Origin of the sequence: Escherichia sp. S10b (assembly GCF_028421345.1) — a bacterium.
In the GTDB taxonomy this organism is placed as follows: Bacteria; Pseudomonadota; Gammaproteobacteria; order Enterobacterales; family Enterobacteriaceae; genus ECMA0423.
The window spans coordinates 149,474-165,555 of sequence record NZ_JAHZSO010000167.1 but is presented as its reverse complement, the minus strand read 5'-3'; the positions used below and the strand labels follow the sequence as shown (position 1 = coordinate 165,555).

Below are 16,082 nucleotides of genomic sequence, written 5' to 3'. Positions count from 1 at the left end.
TGTGGTTATTCTGCCCCTCTGGAGAAGAGTCGTGAAGCGACCTGCACTCATTCTTATCTGCCTGCTATTACAGGCCTGTTCAGCCACGACTAAAGAGCTGGGCAATTCACTGTGGGACAGTCTGTTCGGCACGCCAGGCGTACAGCTGACGGACGATGATATTCAAAATATGCCCTACGCCAGCCAGTACATGCAGCTTAATGGCGGGCCGCAATTGTTTGTGGTGCTGGCCTTCGCTGAAGACGGACAACAAAAATGGGTCACTCAGGATCAAGCCACTCTTGTCATACAACATGGTCGTCTGGTGAAGACTTTGCTTGGCGGCGACAACCTGATTGAAGTGAATAACCTTGCCGCCGACCCGCTGATTAAACCCGCACAAATTGTTGATGGTGCAACATGGACGCGCACGATGGGCTGGACCGAGTACCAGCAGGTACGCTACGCCACCGCACGCTCAGTCTTCAAATGGGATGGCTCCGATACCGTCAAGGTCGGCAGCGATGAAACCCCGGTTCGCGTGCTGGACGAAGAAGTCTCCACCGACCAGGCGCGCTGGCATAACCGCTACTGGATCGACAGCGAAGGGCAAATTCGCCAGTCGGAACAGTATCTCGGCGCGGATTATTTCCCGGTGAAAACCACTCTCATCAAGGCGGCAAAACAATGATTAAACAAACTATTGTCGCATTGATTTTGAGTGTGGGGGCGTCATCGGTCTTCGCGGCGGGAACCGTCAAGGTATTCAGCAATGGCAGCAGTGAGGCCAAAACGCTGACGGGCGCAGAGTATTTAATCGATCTGGTAGGCCAGCCGCGGCTGGCAAACAGTTGGTGGCCTGGTGCGGTGATTAGCGAAGAGCTGGCAACGGCGGCAGCATTGCGGCAGCAGCAGGCGTTGCTGACACGGCTGGCAGAACTGGCTGCAGATTCCAGCGCCGACGATGCCGCCGCGATTAACGCCTTACGCCAGCAAATTCAGGCGTTGAAAGTGACGGGCAGGCAAAAAATCAATCTTGATCCCGATATCGTCCGCGTTGCCGAACGCGGTAACCCACCGTTGCAGGGCAACTACACGCTGTGGGTCGGGCCACCACCGTCCACGGTCACGCTGTTCGGGCTTATCAGCCGTCCTGGCAAGCAGCCATTCACTCCAGGTCGCGACGTGGCGAGCTATCTCTCCGGGCAGAACCTGCTTAGCGGTGCGGATCGCAGCTACGCGTGGGTGGTTTACCCGGACGGACGCACGCAAAAAGCGCCGGTGGCTTACTGGAACAAGCGTCACGTAGAGCCGATGCCCGGCAGCATTATTTATGTTGGCCTCGCGGACTCCGTCTGGAGTGAGACGCCTGATGCCCTTAACGCCGACATTCTTCAGACTCTGACGCAGCGGATACCCCAATAATGAAAAAAAGACATCTGCTTAGCTTACTGGCGCTGGGCATTAGCACAGCTTGCTACGGCGAAACATATCCTGCGCCCATTGGTCCGTCGCAGTCGGATTTCGGTGGCGTAGGATTATTACAAACTCCCACCGCGCGTATGGCACGGGAAGGGGAGTTGAGTCTGAACTATCGCGATAACGATCAGTACCGTTATTACTCAGCTTCAGTGCAACTCTTCCCGTGGCTGGAAACAACGCTGCGCTACACCGACGTGCGCACCCGGCAGTACAGCAACGTCGAAGCGTTCTCTGGCGATCAAACGTATAAAGATAAAGCCTTCGATCTCAAACTGCGTTTGTGGGAAGAGAGTTACTGGCTGCCGCAAGTGGCGGTTGGTGCGCGGGATATCGGCGGTACGGGGCTGTTTGATGCGGAATATCTTGTTGCCAGCAAAGCCTGGGGGCCGTTCGATTTTACGCTCGGCCTGGGCTGGGGATATCTGGGCACCAGCGGTAATGTAAAAAATCCGCTCTGTTCAGCCAGTGATAAATATTGCTATCGCGATAACAGCTACAAACAGGCGGGATCTATCGACGGTAGCCAGATGTTCCACGGTCCTGCCTCACTGTTTGGCGGCGTGGAATACCAGACGCCCTGGCAACCGCTGCGCCTGAAACTGGAGTATGAAGGCAATAATTATCAGCAGGATTTTGCCGGGAAGCTGGAGCAAAAAAGTAAGTTTAACGTCGGTGCGATTTATCGCGTTACCGATTGGGCCGACGTTAACCTTAGCTATGAACGTGGCAACACCTTTATGTTTGGCGTCACGCTGCGCACCAACTTTAACGATCTGCGCCCGTCTTACAACGATAACGCCCGCCCGCAATATCAACCGCAGCCGCAGGATGCCATTTTGCAGCATTCGGTGGTGGCGAATCAGTTAACGCTGTTGAAATACAATGCCGGACTTGCCGATCCGCAGATCCAGGCGAAAGGCGATACGCTGTATGTTACCGGCGAGCAGGTGAAATATCGTGATTCGCGCGAAGGGATCATCCGTGCTAATCGGATCGTGATGAATGATCTGCCGGATGGGATCAAAACGATCCGCGTTACGGAAAATCGCCTTAACATGCCGCAGGTGACGACGGAAACCGATGTCGCCAGCCTGAAAAATCATCTCGCCGGAGAGCCGTTGGGCCACGAAACGACGCTGGCGCAAAAACGCGTCGAGCCAGTGGTTCCGCAGTCCACCGAGCAGGGATGGTATATCGACAAATCACGCTTTGATTTCCATATCGATCCGGTGCTGAACCAGTCGGTCGGTGGCCCGGAAAACTTTTACATGTATCAGCTGGGCGTGATGGGAACGGCAGATTTGTGGCTGACGGACCATCTGCTGACGACCGGCAGCCTGTTTGCAAATCTTGCCAACAACTACGACAAGTTTAACTACACTAATCCTCCGCAGGACTCGCACTTACCGCGCGTGCGTACCCATGTGCGCGAGTATGTGCAGAACGATGTCTATGTGAATAACCTGCAAGCCAACTACTTCCAGCATCTGGGCAACGGCTTCTACGGTCAGGTCTACGGTGGTTATCTCGAAACCATGTTTGGCGGTGCGGGGGCCGAAGTGTTGTATCGCCCGCTGGACAGCAACTGGGCGTTTGGTCTGGATGCCAACTACGTTAAACAGCGCGACTGGCGTAGTGCAAAAGATATGATGAAATTCACCGACTACAGCGTGAAAACCGGACATCTGACCGCCTACTGGACGCCATCTTTCGCTCAGGATGTGTTAGTTAAAGCCAGCGTCGGGCAGTATCTGGCAGGGGATAAAGGCGGCACGCTGGAGATCGCCAAACGCTTTGATAGCGGCGTGGTGGTGGGTGGCTATGCCACGATCACGAATGTTTCAAAAGAGGAGTACGGCGAAGGGGACTTCACCAAAGGCGTGTATGTCTCGGTACCGTTGGATCTCTTCTCGTCTGGCCCGACACGCAGCCGTGCGGCGATTGGCTGGACGCCGCTGACGCGTGACGGTGGTCAGCAACTTGGGCGTAAGTTCCAGTTGTATGACATGACCAGCGACCGTAGCGTCAATTTCCGCTAAGTCATGGGAAAGGTGCCAGTTTTCGCACTCACTGGCACCCTCATTCTTAATGACCTGTTGAGCCATCAGGAACGCAGTTCACCCCCGGTTTACGATCTGGTGTGTAAAGGCGAAAACATTCTGTCTTCCTGTCCGTCGATATCGGTTGCAGGTCTGGTTGCCTGAGCGACTGGGCCATCATTGGGCTGGAGACATTGCTTTGCGGTAGGTCGGCTTTATCAGCAGTACCGAGCGGACCAGCATAAGCAGGAAGAACAGAGACTGATAACATCAAAGCAGCAAAATAAGGCTTCATTTTTACCACCTTTATCAGGTTACGTTTCATTTGTTCCAGAGGAACATTGTCGATTTTTCGCGCATTGCTGGTGGCTGGGAATCACCTGAATGGGTGATTTTTTGGGGCTGTGTGTTTTGCCAGATGCGACGTTGATGGGAGATGCCCACTTAATCAAGCTGAACAAAACATACACAAAAAATATAGATCTCCGTCACATTTTTGCGTTATACAGGAAGCTCGCCACTGTGAAGGAGGTACTGCTATGACGTCACTCTCTCGTCCGCGCGTGGAGTTTATCTCCACCATTTTGCAGACCGTACTCAATCTTGGCCTGTTGTGCCTCGGCCTGATTTTGGTTGTCTTCCTCGGCAAAGAAACGGTGCATCTGGCAGATGTGCTGTTCGCGCCAGAACAAACCAGCAAATATGAGCTGGTAGAAGGACTGGTGGTTTACTTTCTCTATTTCGAATTTATCGCGCTGATTGTGAAATACTTTCAGTCCGGTTTTCACTTCCCGCTACGTTACTTTGTCTATATTGGGATCACCGCCATTGTGCGCTTGATCATCGTCGATCATAAATCGCCACTGGATGTGTTGATCTACTCGGCTGCGATCCTGTTACTGGTGATCACTCTGTGGTTGTGTAATTCGAAACGGCTGAAGCGGGAGTAAAAAGACAGCACGCCGAACTGGCGCGGCGTGCTGGACAGGAAGATTACAGCGTAGCAGTTTGTTGTGTTTTCTTCGTTTCCGGTTCCCAGAGGGCTTCCAGCTCCTCAAGGGTTTTACCTTTGGTTTCCGGGACAAATTTCCACATAAATAGTGCTGCCAGAACGCCCATACACCCGTAAATCCAGTAGGAGAAACCGTTGTGGAAATGGGCCACCAGCCAGGAGTTTTTGTCCATCATCGGGAAGGTCCAGGAGACGAAGTAGTTCGCCAGCCACTGGGCCGCCACCGCGATTGCCAGCGCTTTACCACGAATGGCATTCGGGAAGATTTCCGACAGCAGAACCCAGCATACCGGACCCCAGGACATGGCAAAGGCGGCAACATAGAACAGCATCGACAGTAGCGCCACAATACCCGGTGCCTGAGTGTAAAACGCGGTACCGAGGCTAAACATACCGATTGCCATTCCGAGCGCGCCGATAATTTGCAGTGGCTTACGACCAAATTTATCCACCGTCATAATTGCCAGAACGGTGAAGGTGAGGTTGATAACTCCGACAATAATGGTCTGCAACAGCGCGATATCCGTGCTGGCCCCCAGCGTTTTGAACACTTCCGGCGCGTAGTACAACACCACATTGATGCCGACAAATTGCTGGAAGATGGAGAGCATAACGCCGATGACAATCACGCCCACGCCAAACATCAGCAGACGACCACCGGTTTTGCGGCCATGATCCAGGGAGTGTTTAATTTCCTGTACTGCCTGAGTTGCAAGCGTGTTGCCCATAATTTTGCGCAGGATACTTTCCGCCTGTTCTTGCTTGCCGCGTGACATCAGCCAGCGAGGACTTTCTGGCACGGTATACAGCAGCATTAAGAACAGCAGTGCAGGGATACATTCCGAGGCAAACATATAACGCCAGCCGTCAGTATTCAGCCAGCTGGCATCACCGGAACGGGCAATAAAATAGTTTACGCAGTAAACTAAAAGTTGCCCGAAAATAATCGCAAACTGGTTAAATGAAACCAGTTTTCCGCGAATATGAGCTGGAGCCAGTTCCGCAATATACATTGGTGAAAGCATTGAGGCTAAACCAACGCCAATACCGCCAATAATACGATAAATAACAAATTCCGGGACATAACCTGCCAGATAAATAGGGACTGTGTTGTCCGGGTTTATAGAGGTGAAACCAAGTTCTGGCCAGGCAGAACCTACACCAGAAATAAAAAACAGGACAGCAGCAATCTTAAGTGAATCACGACGGCCGAAGCGGTTACTGCAATAACCACCGAGGGCACCGCCGATGATGCAACCAATCAGAGCGCTGGCTACGCAAAATCCTAACAGGGAGTTGGCAGCGGATTCACTTAAGTTTTGTGGAGCAACAAAGACGGTATTGAGTGACTCAACAGTACCGGAAATAACGGCGGTGTCGTAGCCAAATAATAAACCACCTAATGTAGCGACTAAGGTAATCGAAAATATATAACTGGAATTATACTGGGTATTCATTCAGACCTGCCTTAGACCATTCTTATCTTTTATCAGTGCATTGATGTTGGAATTGTCAGGCAGTTAAGGCAATTATCATTTTTTACAATGCGTTTACGTAATGTCTTTTCTGTGATCTTAATTGTGATAATTATCAAAAATTGATGAAAACAATACTATTGCCGTGACTCAGAGCACGAAAGAGAATTATCGTAAGTGGGAAAACAAATAACGTAAAAATAATAAGCTCTATGATGGGAATATTAACCGGCGAACGATTCAGATTGCAGACGAAAGAAAAAAAGGCGCTCCGTGGAGCGCCGAATAACAGTCACAAGTTGGGATAACGTAAGTTGAGGGTGCAGCGGCATAACATTGGCAGAACAACATCTTTAACCTTTCACACCACCTGCCGTCAGGCCGTTGACCAGCCAGCGTTGAGCCAGCAAGAAGACGATGGTGATCGGTAATGCAGACATAACGGCAGCGGCGGCAAAGTCACCCCACAGGTAGTTTTGCGGGTTGAGGTATTGCTGCATCCCCACGGCCAGGGTGTAGCTGTTTACGTCACGCAGTAACAGCGACGCGACCGGAACTTCAGTAATGGCAGCGATAAACGACAGGATGAATACCACCGCCAGAATCGGTACTGACAGCGGCAACAGGACAAGGCGGAAGGCCTGCCACGGTGTCGCACCATCCAGCGCAGCCGCTTCTTCCAGCGAACTGTCGATGGTTTCGAAATAGCCTTTGATGGTCCAGACATGCAGCGCAATCCCACCCAGATACGCGAAAATTACGCCGCCGTGAGTATTCAGGCCAATGAATGGAATGTACTCACCCAGACGATCAAACAACGCATACAACGCGACCAGTGAAAGTACTGCCGGGAACATCTGGAAAATCAGCATTCCTTTCAGCAGCGTCGCTTTGCCTGGAAAGCGCATACGGGCGAAAGCGTAGGCGCAGGTGGTGGAGAGCGCCACAATGCCAATCGCGGAAATCCCAGCGACCTTTACCGAGTTCCACAGCCACAGCAGTACCGGGAATGGCGGTGGCGTAATGCGACCATCAGCCTGTTCAACGCTAAAACCTAACGCCAGTTTCCAGTGATCCCAGGAGATTTGCTCCGGGATCAGGCTACCGGTCGCGAAGTTTCCCTGACGCAGCGAGATAGCGACGACCATCAGCAGCGGGAACATAATCGCCGCGATAAAAAGTAGCAGTAGCAGGTGAGTAATAAACAAACGTGCTTTTTGCGATTTCGGTTGGACCATTGCCATTTTTGTTATCTCCCTTAATCAAACTTCATTCGCGTGGCTTTCAGGTTCACTATCGCCAGCGCACCCACCAGCAGGAAGATCAGCGTGGCAATTGCTGCCGCCAGACCGAAGTCCTGACCCCCGCCGCCTTCAAAAGCGATGCGGTAAGTGTAGTTAACAAGCAGGTCGGTATAACCGGCTGGCGTGGTCGTGCCAAGACGATCCGGGCCGCCGTTGGTTAACAGCTGAATCAGCACGAAGTTGTTAAAGTTAAAGGCGAAGCTGGCGATCATCAGCGGCGTCAGCGGTTTAATCAGCAGCGGCAGCGTAATCTTAAAGAAGTTCTGGAACGGACCTGCGCCATCCATTGCTGAGGCTTCATACAAATCGTCCGGAATCGCTTTCAGCAAGCCCATGCAGAGGATCATCATGTACGGATAACCCAGCCAGGTATTGACGATAATCAGCATCGTGCGGGCGGTGGTCGGATCGCTGAACCAGGCGGGCTTCACGCCAAACAGCGCGCTCAACATCATGTTGATTTCACCGAAGCTCTGGTTAAACAATCCTTTGAAAATCAAGATTGAAATGAACGATGGCACCGCGTAGGGCAGAATCAGCAGGACGCGATAGACCGCTTTGCCGCGCAACGCTTCCCACTGCACCAGACATGCCAGAACCATGCCGACCGCCACCGTTAAAAAGACAGTGATCAGCGAGAACACCACGGTCCAGACGAAAATGGCGAGGAACGGTTTCTGAATGCCTTCGTCGGTAAAGACGCGGGTAAAGTTTTTCCAGCCGGTGGTCACGGTGTAACCGGGGCTTAGCTTTTCATCACCCCAGTTGCCGTCGGCGGTAATGGACTGGTAAAAGCCAATTTGGTTATTCGGACGATATTTCACGCCGCTCTGATTATTCGTCAACGTGCCGTCACCGTCGAGTGTGTAGAGCGGCTGCGTGCCAGAAAACTGGCGCAGGGAGCTCATCATCACTTTGTTGCCATCCGGCAGAATGGCGGTAATGTCACTCAGCGCCTGACGATTCTGGGTTATCACGCGTAGATTCGCGCGTTCGCCTTCGGGCTGGGCGGTCGTTTCTTTCAGTTGCAGTTTTTGTTCGCCGCCAAATTTAAACGCGTCGGAGAGGTAATTTTTGCCGGTTTCGCCGTCACTGAGCGCCAGTTGCCACTCATCGCCCGCCGGGTAAAGACCAAAGTTATAGGTTTTGCCTGCTTGCCAGGAGCGATCTAACAACACTTCCTGCGCACGTTCAAAAGTCAGCTGGTTAGTGCTGCTGTAGTTGGTGAAGGCAATGGCGATGGTGCAAACCAGAGGGAAGAGGACGAATAATCCCATTCCAGCCATTCCCGGGTAAACATAGCGCCAGGCGTAGGCTTTACGATTGGCGAAAATATACAGCCCCGCTGAACTCAATATCAGCGTGGTAATGGCGAACAGGTATTCCCCTTGTGCGTACATTAAAACAACAAGGTAACCCACCAGCAGGCCGAGCAGACCTAGCACTGACCATTTCAGCGCGTCGCTTTGCCACCAATGTTTCTTTTTAATGACATCCATGGGGTTCTTCCTCATTCCAGGACGGATAAGGCTTTCACGCCTTATCCGACAACAACTGCCTGATGCGACACTGATGCGTCTTATCAGGCCTACATGCGTTTCAGTTTTGTAGGCCGGACAAGGCGTTCACGCCGCATCCGGCATTTCACAGCATTACTTGGTGATACGAGTCTGCGCGTCTTTCAGGGCTTCATCGACAGTCTGACGACCGCTGGCGGCGTTGATCACCGCAGTACGCACGGCATACCAGAAAGCGGACATCTGCGGGATGTTCGGCATGATTTCACCTTTCTGGGCGTTTTCCATGGTGGCGGCAATACGTGGATCTTTCGCCAACTCTTCCTCGTAAGACTTCAGCGCCACTGCACCCAGCGGTTTGTCTTTATTGACCGCTTCCAGACCTTCGTCAGTCAGCAGATAGTTTTCGAGGAACTCTTTCGCCAGCTCTTTGTTCGGACTGGCGGCGTTAATACCGGCGCTCAGCACGCCAACGAACGGTTTAGATGGTTGACCCTTGAAGGTCGGCAGTACCGTTACACCATAATTCACTTTGCTGGTGTCGATGTTGGACCATGCCCACGGGCCGTTGATGGTCATCGCTGTTTCGCCTTTATTAAAGGCAGCTTCTGCGATGGAGTAATCGGTGTCTGCATTCATGTGTTTGTTTTTAATAAGGTCAACCAGGAAGGTCAGACCCGCTTTCGCGCCAGCGTTATCCACGCCCACGTCTTTAATATCGTACTTGCCGTTTTCATACTTGAACGCATAACCCCCGTCAGCAGCAATCAGCGGCCAGGTGAAGTACGGTTCTTGCAGGTTGAACATCAGCGCGCTCTTACCTTTCGCTTTCAGTTCTTTATCCAGCGCCGGGATCTCTTCCCAGGTTTTTGGTGGGTTCGGCAGCAGATCTTTGTTATAAATCAGCGATAACGCTTCAACAGCGATCGGGTAAGCAATCAGCTTGCCGTTGTAACGTACGGCATCCCAGGTAAACGGATACAGCTTGTCCTGGAACGCTTTGTCCGGGGTGATTTCAGCCAACAGGCCAGATTGAGCGTAGCCACCAAAACGGTCGTGCGCCCAGAAGATAATGTCAGGGCCATCGCCAGTTGCCGCAACCTGAGGGAATTTCTCTTCCAGTTTATCCGGATGCTCAACGGTGACTTTAATTCCGGTATCTTTCTCGAATTTCTTACCGACTTCAGCGAGACCGTTATAGCCTTTATCGCCGTTAATCCAGATTACCAGTTTACCTTCTTCGATTTTGGCGAGAGCCGAGGCGGAAAACATCATCGTCGTTAATGCGGATAATGCGAGGATGCGTGCACCTGTTTTTATTTTCATAATCTATGGTCCTTGTTGGTGAAGTGCTCGTGAAAACACCTAAACGGACTCTAGTTTCTTTATACGGCAACCTCTTTCCATCCTCCTTGCCCCTACGCCCCACCGTTGCTTTGTGTGATCTCTGTTACAGAATTGGCGGTAATGTGGAGATGCGCACATAAAATCGCCACGATTTTTGCAAGCAACATCACGAAATTCCTTACATGACCTCGGTTTAGTTCACAGAAGCCGTGTTCTCATCCTCCCGCCTCCTCCCCCATAAAAAAGCCAGGGGGTGGAGGATTTAAGCCATCTCCTGATGACGCATAGTCAGCCCATCATGAATGTTGCTGTCGATGACAGGTTGTTACAAAGGGAGAAGGGCATGGCGAGCGTACAGCTGCAAAATGTAACGAAAGCCTGGGGCGAGGTCGTGGTATCGAAAGATATCAATCTCGATATCCATGAAGGTGAATTCGTGGTGTTTGTCGGACCGTCTGGCTGCGGTAAATCGACTTTACTGCGCATGATTGCCGGGCTTGAGACGATCACCAGCGGCGACCTGTTCATCGGTGAGAAACGGATGAATGACACTCCGCCAGCAGAACGCGGCGTTGGTATGGTGTTTCAGTCTTACGCGCTCTATCCCCACCTGTCAGTAGCAGAAAACATGTCATTTGGCCTGAAACTGGCTGGCGCAAAAAAAGAGGTGATTAACCAACGCGTTAACCAGGTGGCGGAAGTGCTGCAACTGGCGCATTTGCTGGATCGCAAACCGAAAGCGCTCTCTGGCGGTCAGCGTCAGCGTGTGGCGATTGGCCGTACGCTGGTGGCCGAGCCAAGCGTATTTTTGCTCGATGAACCGCTCTCCAACCTCGATGCTGCACTGCGTGTGCAAATGCGTATCGAAATCTCCCGTCTGCATAAACGCCTGGGCCGCACAATGATTTACGTCACCCACGATCAGGTCGAAGCGATGACGCTGGCCGACAAAATCGTGGTGCTGGACGCCGGTCGCGTGGCGCAGGTTGGGAAACCGCTGGAGCTGTACCACTATCCGGCAGACCGTTTTGTCGCCGGATTTATCGGTTCGCCAAAGATGAACTTCCTGCCGGTAAAAGTGACCGCCACCGCAATCGATCAAGTGCAGGTGGAGCTGCCGATGCCAAATCGTCAGCAAGTCTGGCTGCCAGTTGAAAGCCGTGATGTCCAGGTTGGAGCCAATATGTCGCTGGGTATTCGCCCGGAACATCTACTGCCGAGTGATATCGCTGACGTCATCCTTGAGGGTGAAGTTCAGGTCGTCGAGCAACTCGGCAACGAAACCCAAATCCATATCCAGATCCCTTCCATTCGTCAAAACCTGGTGTACCGCCAGAACGACGTGGTGTTGGTAGAAGAAGGTGCCACATTCGCTATCGGCCTGCCGCCAGAGCGTTGCCATCTGTTCCGTGAGGATGGCACTGCATGTCGTCGACTGCATAAGGAGCCGGGCGTTTAAGCACCCCACAAAACACACAAAGCCTGTCACAGGTGATGTGAAAAAAGAAAAGCAATGACTCAGGAGATAGAATGATGATTACTCTGCGCAAACTTCCTCTGGCGGTTGCCGTCGCAGCGGGCGTAATGTCTGCTCAGGCAATGGCTGTTGATTTCCACGGCTATGCACGTTCCGGTATTGGCTGGACAGGTAGCGGCGGTGAACAACAGTGTTTCCAGACTACCGGTGCTCAAAGTAAATACCGTCTTGGCAACGAATGTGAAACTTATGCTGAATTAAAATTGGGTCAGGAAGTGTGGAAAGAGGGCGATAAGAGCTTCTATTTCGACACTAACGTGGCCTATTCCGTCGCGCAACAGAATGACTGGGAAGCTACCGATCCGGCCTTCCGTGAAGCAAACGTGCAGGGTAAAAACCTGATCGAATGGCTGCCAGGTTCCACCATCTGGGCAGGTAAGCGCTTCTACCAACGTCATGACGTTCATATGATCGACTTCTACTACTGGGATATTTCTGGTCCTGGTGCCGGTCTGGAAAACATCGATGTTGGCTTCGGTAAACTCTCTCTGGCAGCAACCCGCTCCTCTGAAGCTGGTGGTTCTTCCTCTTTTGCCAGCAACAATATTTATGACTATACCAACGAAACCGCGAACGACGTTTTCGATGTGCGTTTAGCGCAGATGGAAATCAACCCAGGCGGCACATTAGAACTGGGTGTCGACTACGGTCGTGCCAACCTGCGTGATAACTATCGTCTGGTTGATGGCGCATCGAAAGACGGCTGGTTATTCACTGCTGAACATACTCAGAGTGTCCTGAAGGGCTTTAACAAGTTTGTTGTTCAGTACGCTACTGACTCGATGACCTCGCAGGGTAAAGGTCTGTCGCAGGGTTCTGGCGTCGCGTTTGATAACGAAAAATTTGCCTACAATATCAACAACAACGGTCACATGCTGCGTATCCTCGACCACGGTGCGATCTCCATGGGCGACAACTGGGACATGATGTACGTGGGTATGTACCAGGATATCAACTGGGATAACGACAACGGCACCAAGTGGTGGACCGTTGGTATTCGCCCGATGTACAAGTGGACGCCAATCATGAGCACCGTGATGGAAATCGGCTACGACAACGTCGAATCCCAGCGCACCGGCGACAAGAACAATCAGTACAAAATTACCCTCGCACAACAATGGCAGGCTGGCGACAGCATCTGGTCACGCCCGGCTATTCGTGTCTTCGCAACCTACGCCAAGTGGGATGAGAAATGGGGTTATGACTACAACGGCGATAGCAAGGTTAACCCGAACTACGGCAAAGCCGTTCCTGCTGATTTCAACGGCGGCAGCTTCGGTCGTGGCGACAGCGACGAGTGGACCTTCGGTGCCCAGATGGAAATCTGGTGGTAATAGCAAAACCTGGGCCGGATAAGGCGTTTACGCCGCATCCGGCATAAAAACAGGTTGTCATTATCTGAAAGGGGCGAAAGCCCCTCTGATTATCGGGTTTAGCGCGCTATTGCCTGGCTACCGCTGAGCTCCAGATTTTGAGGTGAAAACAATGAAAATGAATAAAAGTCTCATCGCCCTCTGTTTATCAGCAGGGTTACTGGCAAGCGCGCCTGGAATCAGCCTTGCCGATGTTAACTACGTACCGCAAAACACCAGCGACGCGCCAGCCATTCCATCTGCCGCGCTGCAACAACTCACCTGGACACCGGTCGATCAATCTAAAACCCAGACCACCCAACTGGCGACCGGCGGCCAACAACTGAACGTTCCCGGCATCAGTGGTCCGGTTGCTGCGTACAGCGTCCCGGCAAACATTGGCGAACTGACCCTGACGCTGACCAGCGAAGTGAACAAACAAACCAGCGTTTTTGCGCCGAACGTGCTGATTCTTGATCAGAACATGACCCCATCAGCCTTCTTCCCCAGCAGTTATTTCACCTACCAGGAACCAGGCGTGATGAGTGCAGATCGGCTGGAAGGCGTTATGCGCCTGACACCGGCGTTGGGGCAGCAAAAACTTTATGTTCTGGTCTTTACCACGGAAAAAGATCTCCAGCAGACGACCCAACTGCTCGACCCGGCTAAAGCCTATGCCAAGGGCGTCGGTAACTCGATCCCGGATATCCCCGATCCGGTTGCTCGTCATACCACCGATGGCTTACTGAAACTGAAAGTGAAAACGAACTCCAGCTCCAGCGTGTTGGTAGGACCTTTATTTGGTTCTTCCGCTCCAGCTCCGGTTACGGTAGGTAACACGGCGGCACCAGCTGTGGCTGCACCCGCTCCGGCACCGGTGAAGAAAAGCGAGCCGATGCTCAACGACACGGAAAGTTATTTTAATACCGCGATCAAAAACGCTGTCGCGAAAGGTGATGTTGATAAGGCGTTAAAACTGCTTGATGAAGCTGAACGCCTGGGATCGACATCTGCCCGTTCCACCTTTATCAGCAGTGTAAAAGGCAAGGGGTAATTACGCCCCACAGTGCTGATTTTGCAACAACTGGTGCGTCTCCTGGCGCACCTTTTTTTATGCTTCCTTCCTGGGATATGAGCGATTTTTTATAGTAACTCACTTCTTCTTCACTAAGAATATCCATTATCTCAATGCCTTATCAGAGATTCTTTTCCTTTCGCCGGTAGTGTCTGGACATTCAGGCTACTTTTCCAGGTTATTTTATTTCTGTTATGCAGAGGTTTTATGATAAGTCATATCCTAAATTCTGGCGGCAATAACTCTTTGATGAAACATGATGTGGTGCAAGGAAATAATATAGTAGATCTTGATTTACTACGTAATTTCAATGGGGTGCCAGGTTTAAACAGAGATAACTTTATTTATATCAGCAATATTTTTTCAAATATAAAACAACGGAACGAAAAAATCATGCAATAAATATGTTTCGTGAAGTCTCAATCAGTAATGATACTATAAGTGTAAAATTCTACAGAAATGAAAAAAATTGAATGCGCTTGCAATTTTCTGATGGATAAAGATGCGCAGGGGTATATCGACCTGTCTGATTTGGATTTAACAAGTTGTCATTTTAAAGGTGACGTTATATCGAAGGTGTCTTTTTTATCATCAAATCTACAACATGTAACATTCGAATGTAAAGAAATTGGGGATTACAATTTTACTACTGCAATAGTTGATAATGTCATATTTAGATGTCGACGTTTACACAATGTGATTTTTATCAAAGCGAGTGGTGAATGTGTCGATTTCAGCAAAAATATTCTTGATACAGTTGACTTCTCGCAGAGTCAACTTACTCAGAGTAATTTTCGCGAATATCAGATTAGAAATTCAAACTTCGATAATTGTTATCTTTACGCTTCGCACTTCACCAGAGCAGAGTTTCTGTCTGCCAAAGAAATATCATTTATTAAATCGAATATGACAGCTGTTATGTTTGATCATGTGCGAATATCGACAGGGAATTTTAAAGATTGCATTACAGAACAATTGGAATTAACTATTGATTATTCAGATATATTTGGGAATGAAGATCTCGATGGTTATATCAATAACATTATAAAAATGATTGATACATTGCCAGATAATGCAATGATATTGAAATCCGTTCTGGCAGTAAAACTGGTTATGCAATTAAAAATTCTTAATATTGTTAATAAAAACTTTATTGAGAATATGAAGAAAACATTTAGCCATTGTCCTTATATAAAAGATCCAATTATACGCAGTTATATCCATTCTGGTGAAGATAACAAGTTCGATGATTTTATGCGTCAACATCGATTCAGCAAGGTGGATTTCGATACCCAACAGATGATCCATTTTATTAACAGGTTTAATATGAATAAAGGGCTGATTGATAAAAATAACAATTTTTTTATCCAACTTATCGATCAGGCCTTACGATCAACGGATGATATGATCAAAGCAAATGCCTGGTATCTTTATAAAGAGTGGATTCGTAGTGATGATGTTTCACCTATATTTATAGAAACTGAAGAAAAGTTAAGAACCTTTAACACTAATAAATTAACACGAAACGATAATATATTTATCCTGTTCTCCTCTGTCGATGATGGGCCTGTTATGGTGGTAAGCTCCCAGCGCTTACATGATATGTTGAATCCTACAAAAGATACCAATTGGAATTCCACGTATATCTACAAATCCAGACATGAGATGTTGCCTGTTAATCTTACTCAGGAAACACTTTTCAGCTCCAAATCTCATGGTAAATATGCGCTTTTCCCCATTTTTACTGCGAGTTGGCGAGCTCATCGTATAATGAATAAGGGTGTTTAAGTAAAGGAAAACATCACCGTTCCTGGCATCCTGGGCGGTGATGCCCCTATGGTTGCCCTCTCCAGCGCGGGCATCGGCAAAGCGTAAGGTTCAACAGCGTTTTACCACTTCATGCGATTGTTGCGTTTTTGTTGCGTATTAGATCACTTAATTTGCTTTACATCTCCCGTAAACA

General features: G+C 50.1%; 12 protein-coding genes and 1 pseudogene. 8 read left to right on the top strand and 5 right to left on the bottom strand.

Annotated elements, in window-relative coordinates; genetic code table 11:
- Positions 1-31 precede the first annotated feature (31 nt).
- Genes FTE26_RS16655 through FTE26_RS16645 form a run of 3 tightly spaced genes read left to right on the top strand, consistent with a single transcriptional unit; the run spans position 32 to position 3,500 of the window.
- Positions 32-670 (top strand): YjbF family lipoprotein, encoded by a 639-nt coding sequence (locus FTE26_RS16655; RefSeq protein ID WP_085674698.1) that lies wholly within the window; start codon positions 32-34, stop codon positions 668-670.
- Entirely contained in the window at positions 667-1,404 is a 738-nt protein-coding gene (locus tag FTE26_RS16650) for a capsule biosynthesis GfcC family protein (protein ID WP_000595535.1), read from the top strand. Before FTE26_RS16655 ends, FTE26_RS16650 begins: the two co-directional genes overlap by 4 nt.
- Positions 1,404-3,500: a YjbH domain-containing protein gene (locus FTE26_RS16645; protein ID WP_000745721.1), complete on the top strand. Its 2,097-nt coding sequence runs from the start codon at positions 1,404-1,406 to the stop codon at positions 3,498-3,500. The genes FTE26_RS16650 and FTE26_RS16645 overlap by 1 nt, the downstream gene beginning before the upstream one ends.
- 46 nt (positions 3,501-3,546) lie before the next feature.
- Here FTE26_RS16645 and FTE26_RS16640 read toward each other — a convergent pair whose 3' ends face one another.
- The gene (locus tag FTE26_RS16640) at positions 3,547-3,825 is read right to left on the bottom strand and encodes a periplasmic protein (RefSeq protein ID WP_001295279.1); all 279 of its coding nucleotides are present in this window, start codon (positions 3,823-3,825) and stop codon (positions 3,547-3,549) included.
- Positions 3,826-4,039: 214 nt separating this feature from the next.
- Here FTE26_RS16640 and psiE point away from each other — a divergent pair, with 214 nt between their 5' ends.
- Positions 4,040-4,450, top strand: coding sequence for a phosphate-starvation-inducible protein PsiE (gene psiE / locus FTE26_RS16635; protein WP_000202902.1), 411 nt, complete (start codon positions 4,040-4,042; stop codon positions 4,448-4,450).
- Positions 4,451-4,493: 43 nt separating this feature from the next.
- On the opposite strand, the gene xylE is transcribed toward psiE, so the two are convergent.
- From xylE to malE, 4 genes are all read right to left on the bottom strand, one after another.
- Positions 4,494-5,969: a D-xylose transporter XylE gene (gene xylE / locus FTE26_RS16630; RefSeq protein WP_001097263.1), complete on the bottom strand. Its 1,476-nt coding sequence runs from the start codon at positions 5,967-5,969 to the stop codon at positions 4,494-4,496.
- 371 nt (positions 5,970-6,340) lie between these two features.
- Positions 6,341-7,231: a maltose ABC transporter permease MalG gene (gene malG / locus FTE26_RS16625; protein ID WP_001252058.1), complete on the bottom strand. Its 891-nt coding sequence runs from the start codon at positions 7,229-7,231 to the stop codon at positions 6,341-6,343.
- Positions 7,232-7,245: 14 nt separating this feature from the next.
- Positions 7,246-8,790 (bottom strand): maltose ABC transporter permease MalF, encoded by a 1,545-nt coding sequence (gene malF, locus FTE26_RS16620; RefSeq protein ID WP_001297290.1) that lies wholly within the window; start codon positions 8,788-8,790, stop codon positions 7,246-7,248.
- A gap of 153 nt (positions 8,791-8,943) precedes the next feature.
- On the bottom strand, positions 8,944-10,134 hold the full coding sequence (gene malE / locus FTE26_RS16615; RefSeq protein WP_000695387.1) for a maltose/maltodextrin ABC transporter substrate-binding protein MalE: 1,191 nt from the start codon (positions 10,132-10,134) through the stop codon (positions 8,944-8,946).
- A gap of 364 nt (positions 10,135-10,498) precedes the next feature.
- Here malE and malK point away from each other — a divergent pair, with 364 nt between their 5' ends.
- The 4 genes and pseudogenes from malK (at position 10,499) to FTE26_RS16595 (ending at position 15,907) form a co-directional block, all read left to right on the top strand.
- The gene (gene malK / locus FTE26_RS16610) at positions 10,499-11,614 is read left to right on the top strand and encodes a maltose/maltodextrin ABC transporter ATP-binding protein MalK (RefSeq protein WP_000179165.1); all 1,116 of its coding nucleotides are present in this window, start codon (positions 10,499-10,501) and stop codon (positions 11,612-11,614) included.
- Positions 11,615-11,685: 71 nt separating this feature from the next.
- A complete protein-coding gene (gene lamB / locus FTE26_RS16605) occupies positions 11,686-13,026 on the top strand; it encodes a maltoporin LamB (RefSeq protein WP_000973658.1) in 1,341 nt (446 codons plus the stop codon).
- Between the two features lie 151 nt (positions 13,027-13,177).
- The gene (gene malM / locus FTE26_RS16600; protein ID WP_000783444.1) at positions 13,178-14,098 is read left to right on the top strand and encodes a maltose operon protein MalM; all 921 of its coding nucleotides are present in this window, start codon (positions 13,178-13,180) and stop codon (positions 14,096-14,098) included.
- 228 nt (positions 14,099-14,326) lie between these two features.
- Positions 14,327-15,907: pseudogene (locus tag FTE26_RS16595) on the top strand (SopA family protein).
- The last annotated feature ends 175 nt before the right edge of the window (positions 15,908-16,082 follow it).

Excerpts from the sequence above, each read along its gene's own strand:
- FTE26_RS16650 (WP_000595535.1), top strand. The coding sequence starts at position 667 with ATGATTAAACAAACTATTGTCGCATTGATTTTGAGTGTGGGGGCGTCA.
- FTE26_RS16645 (WP_000745721.1), top strand. The coding sequence starts at position 1,404 with ATGAAAAAAAGACATCTGCTTAGCTTACTGGCGCTGGGCATTAGCACA.
- FTE26_RS16640 (WP_001295279.1), bottom strand. The coding sequence starts at position 3,825 with ATGAAACGTAACCTGATAAAGGTGGTAAAAATGAAGCCTTATTTTGCT.
- psiE (WP_000202902.1), top strand. The coding sequence starts at position 4,040 with ATGACGTCACTCTCTCGTCCGCGCGTGGAGTTTATCTCCACCATTTTG.
- xylE (WP_001097263.1), bottom strand. The coding sequence starts at position 5,969 with ATGAATACCCAGTATAATTCCAGTTATATATTTTCGATTACCTTAGTC.
- malG (WP_001252058.1), bottom strand. The coding sequence starts at position 7,231 with ATGGCAATGGTCCAACCGAAATCGCAAAAAGCACGTTTGTTTATTACT.
- malF (WP_001297290.1), bottom strand. The coding sequence starts at position 8,790 with ATGGATGTCATTAAAAAGAAACATTGGTGGCAAAGCGACGCGCTGAAA.
- malE (WP_000695387.1), bottom strand. The coding sequence starts at position 10,134 with ATGAAAATAAAAACAGGTGCACGCATCCTCGCATTATCCGCATTAACG.
- malK (WP_000179165.1), top strand. The coding sequence starts at position 10,499 with ATGGCGAGCGTACAGCTGCAAAATGTAACGAAAGCCTGGGGCGAGGTC.
- lamB (WP_000973658.1), top strand. The coding sequence starts at position 11,686 with ATGATGATTACTCTGCGCAAACTTCCTCTGGCGGTTGCCGTCGCAGCG.
- malM (WP_000783444.1), top strand. The coding sequence starts at position 13,178 with ATGAAAATGAATAAAAGTCTCATCGCCCTCTGTTTATCAGCAGGGTTA.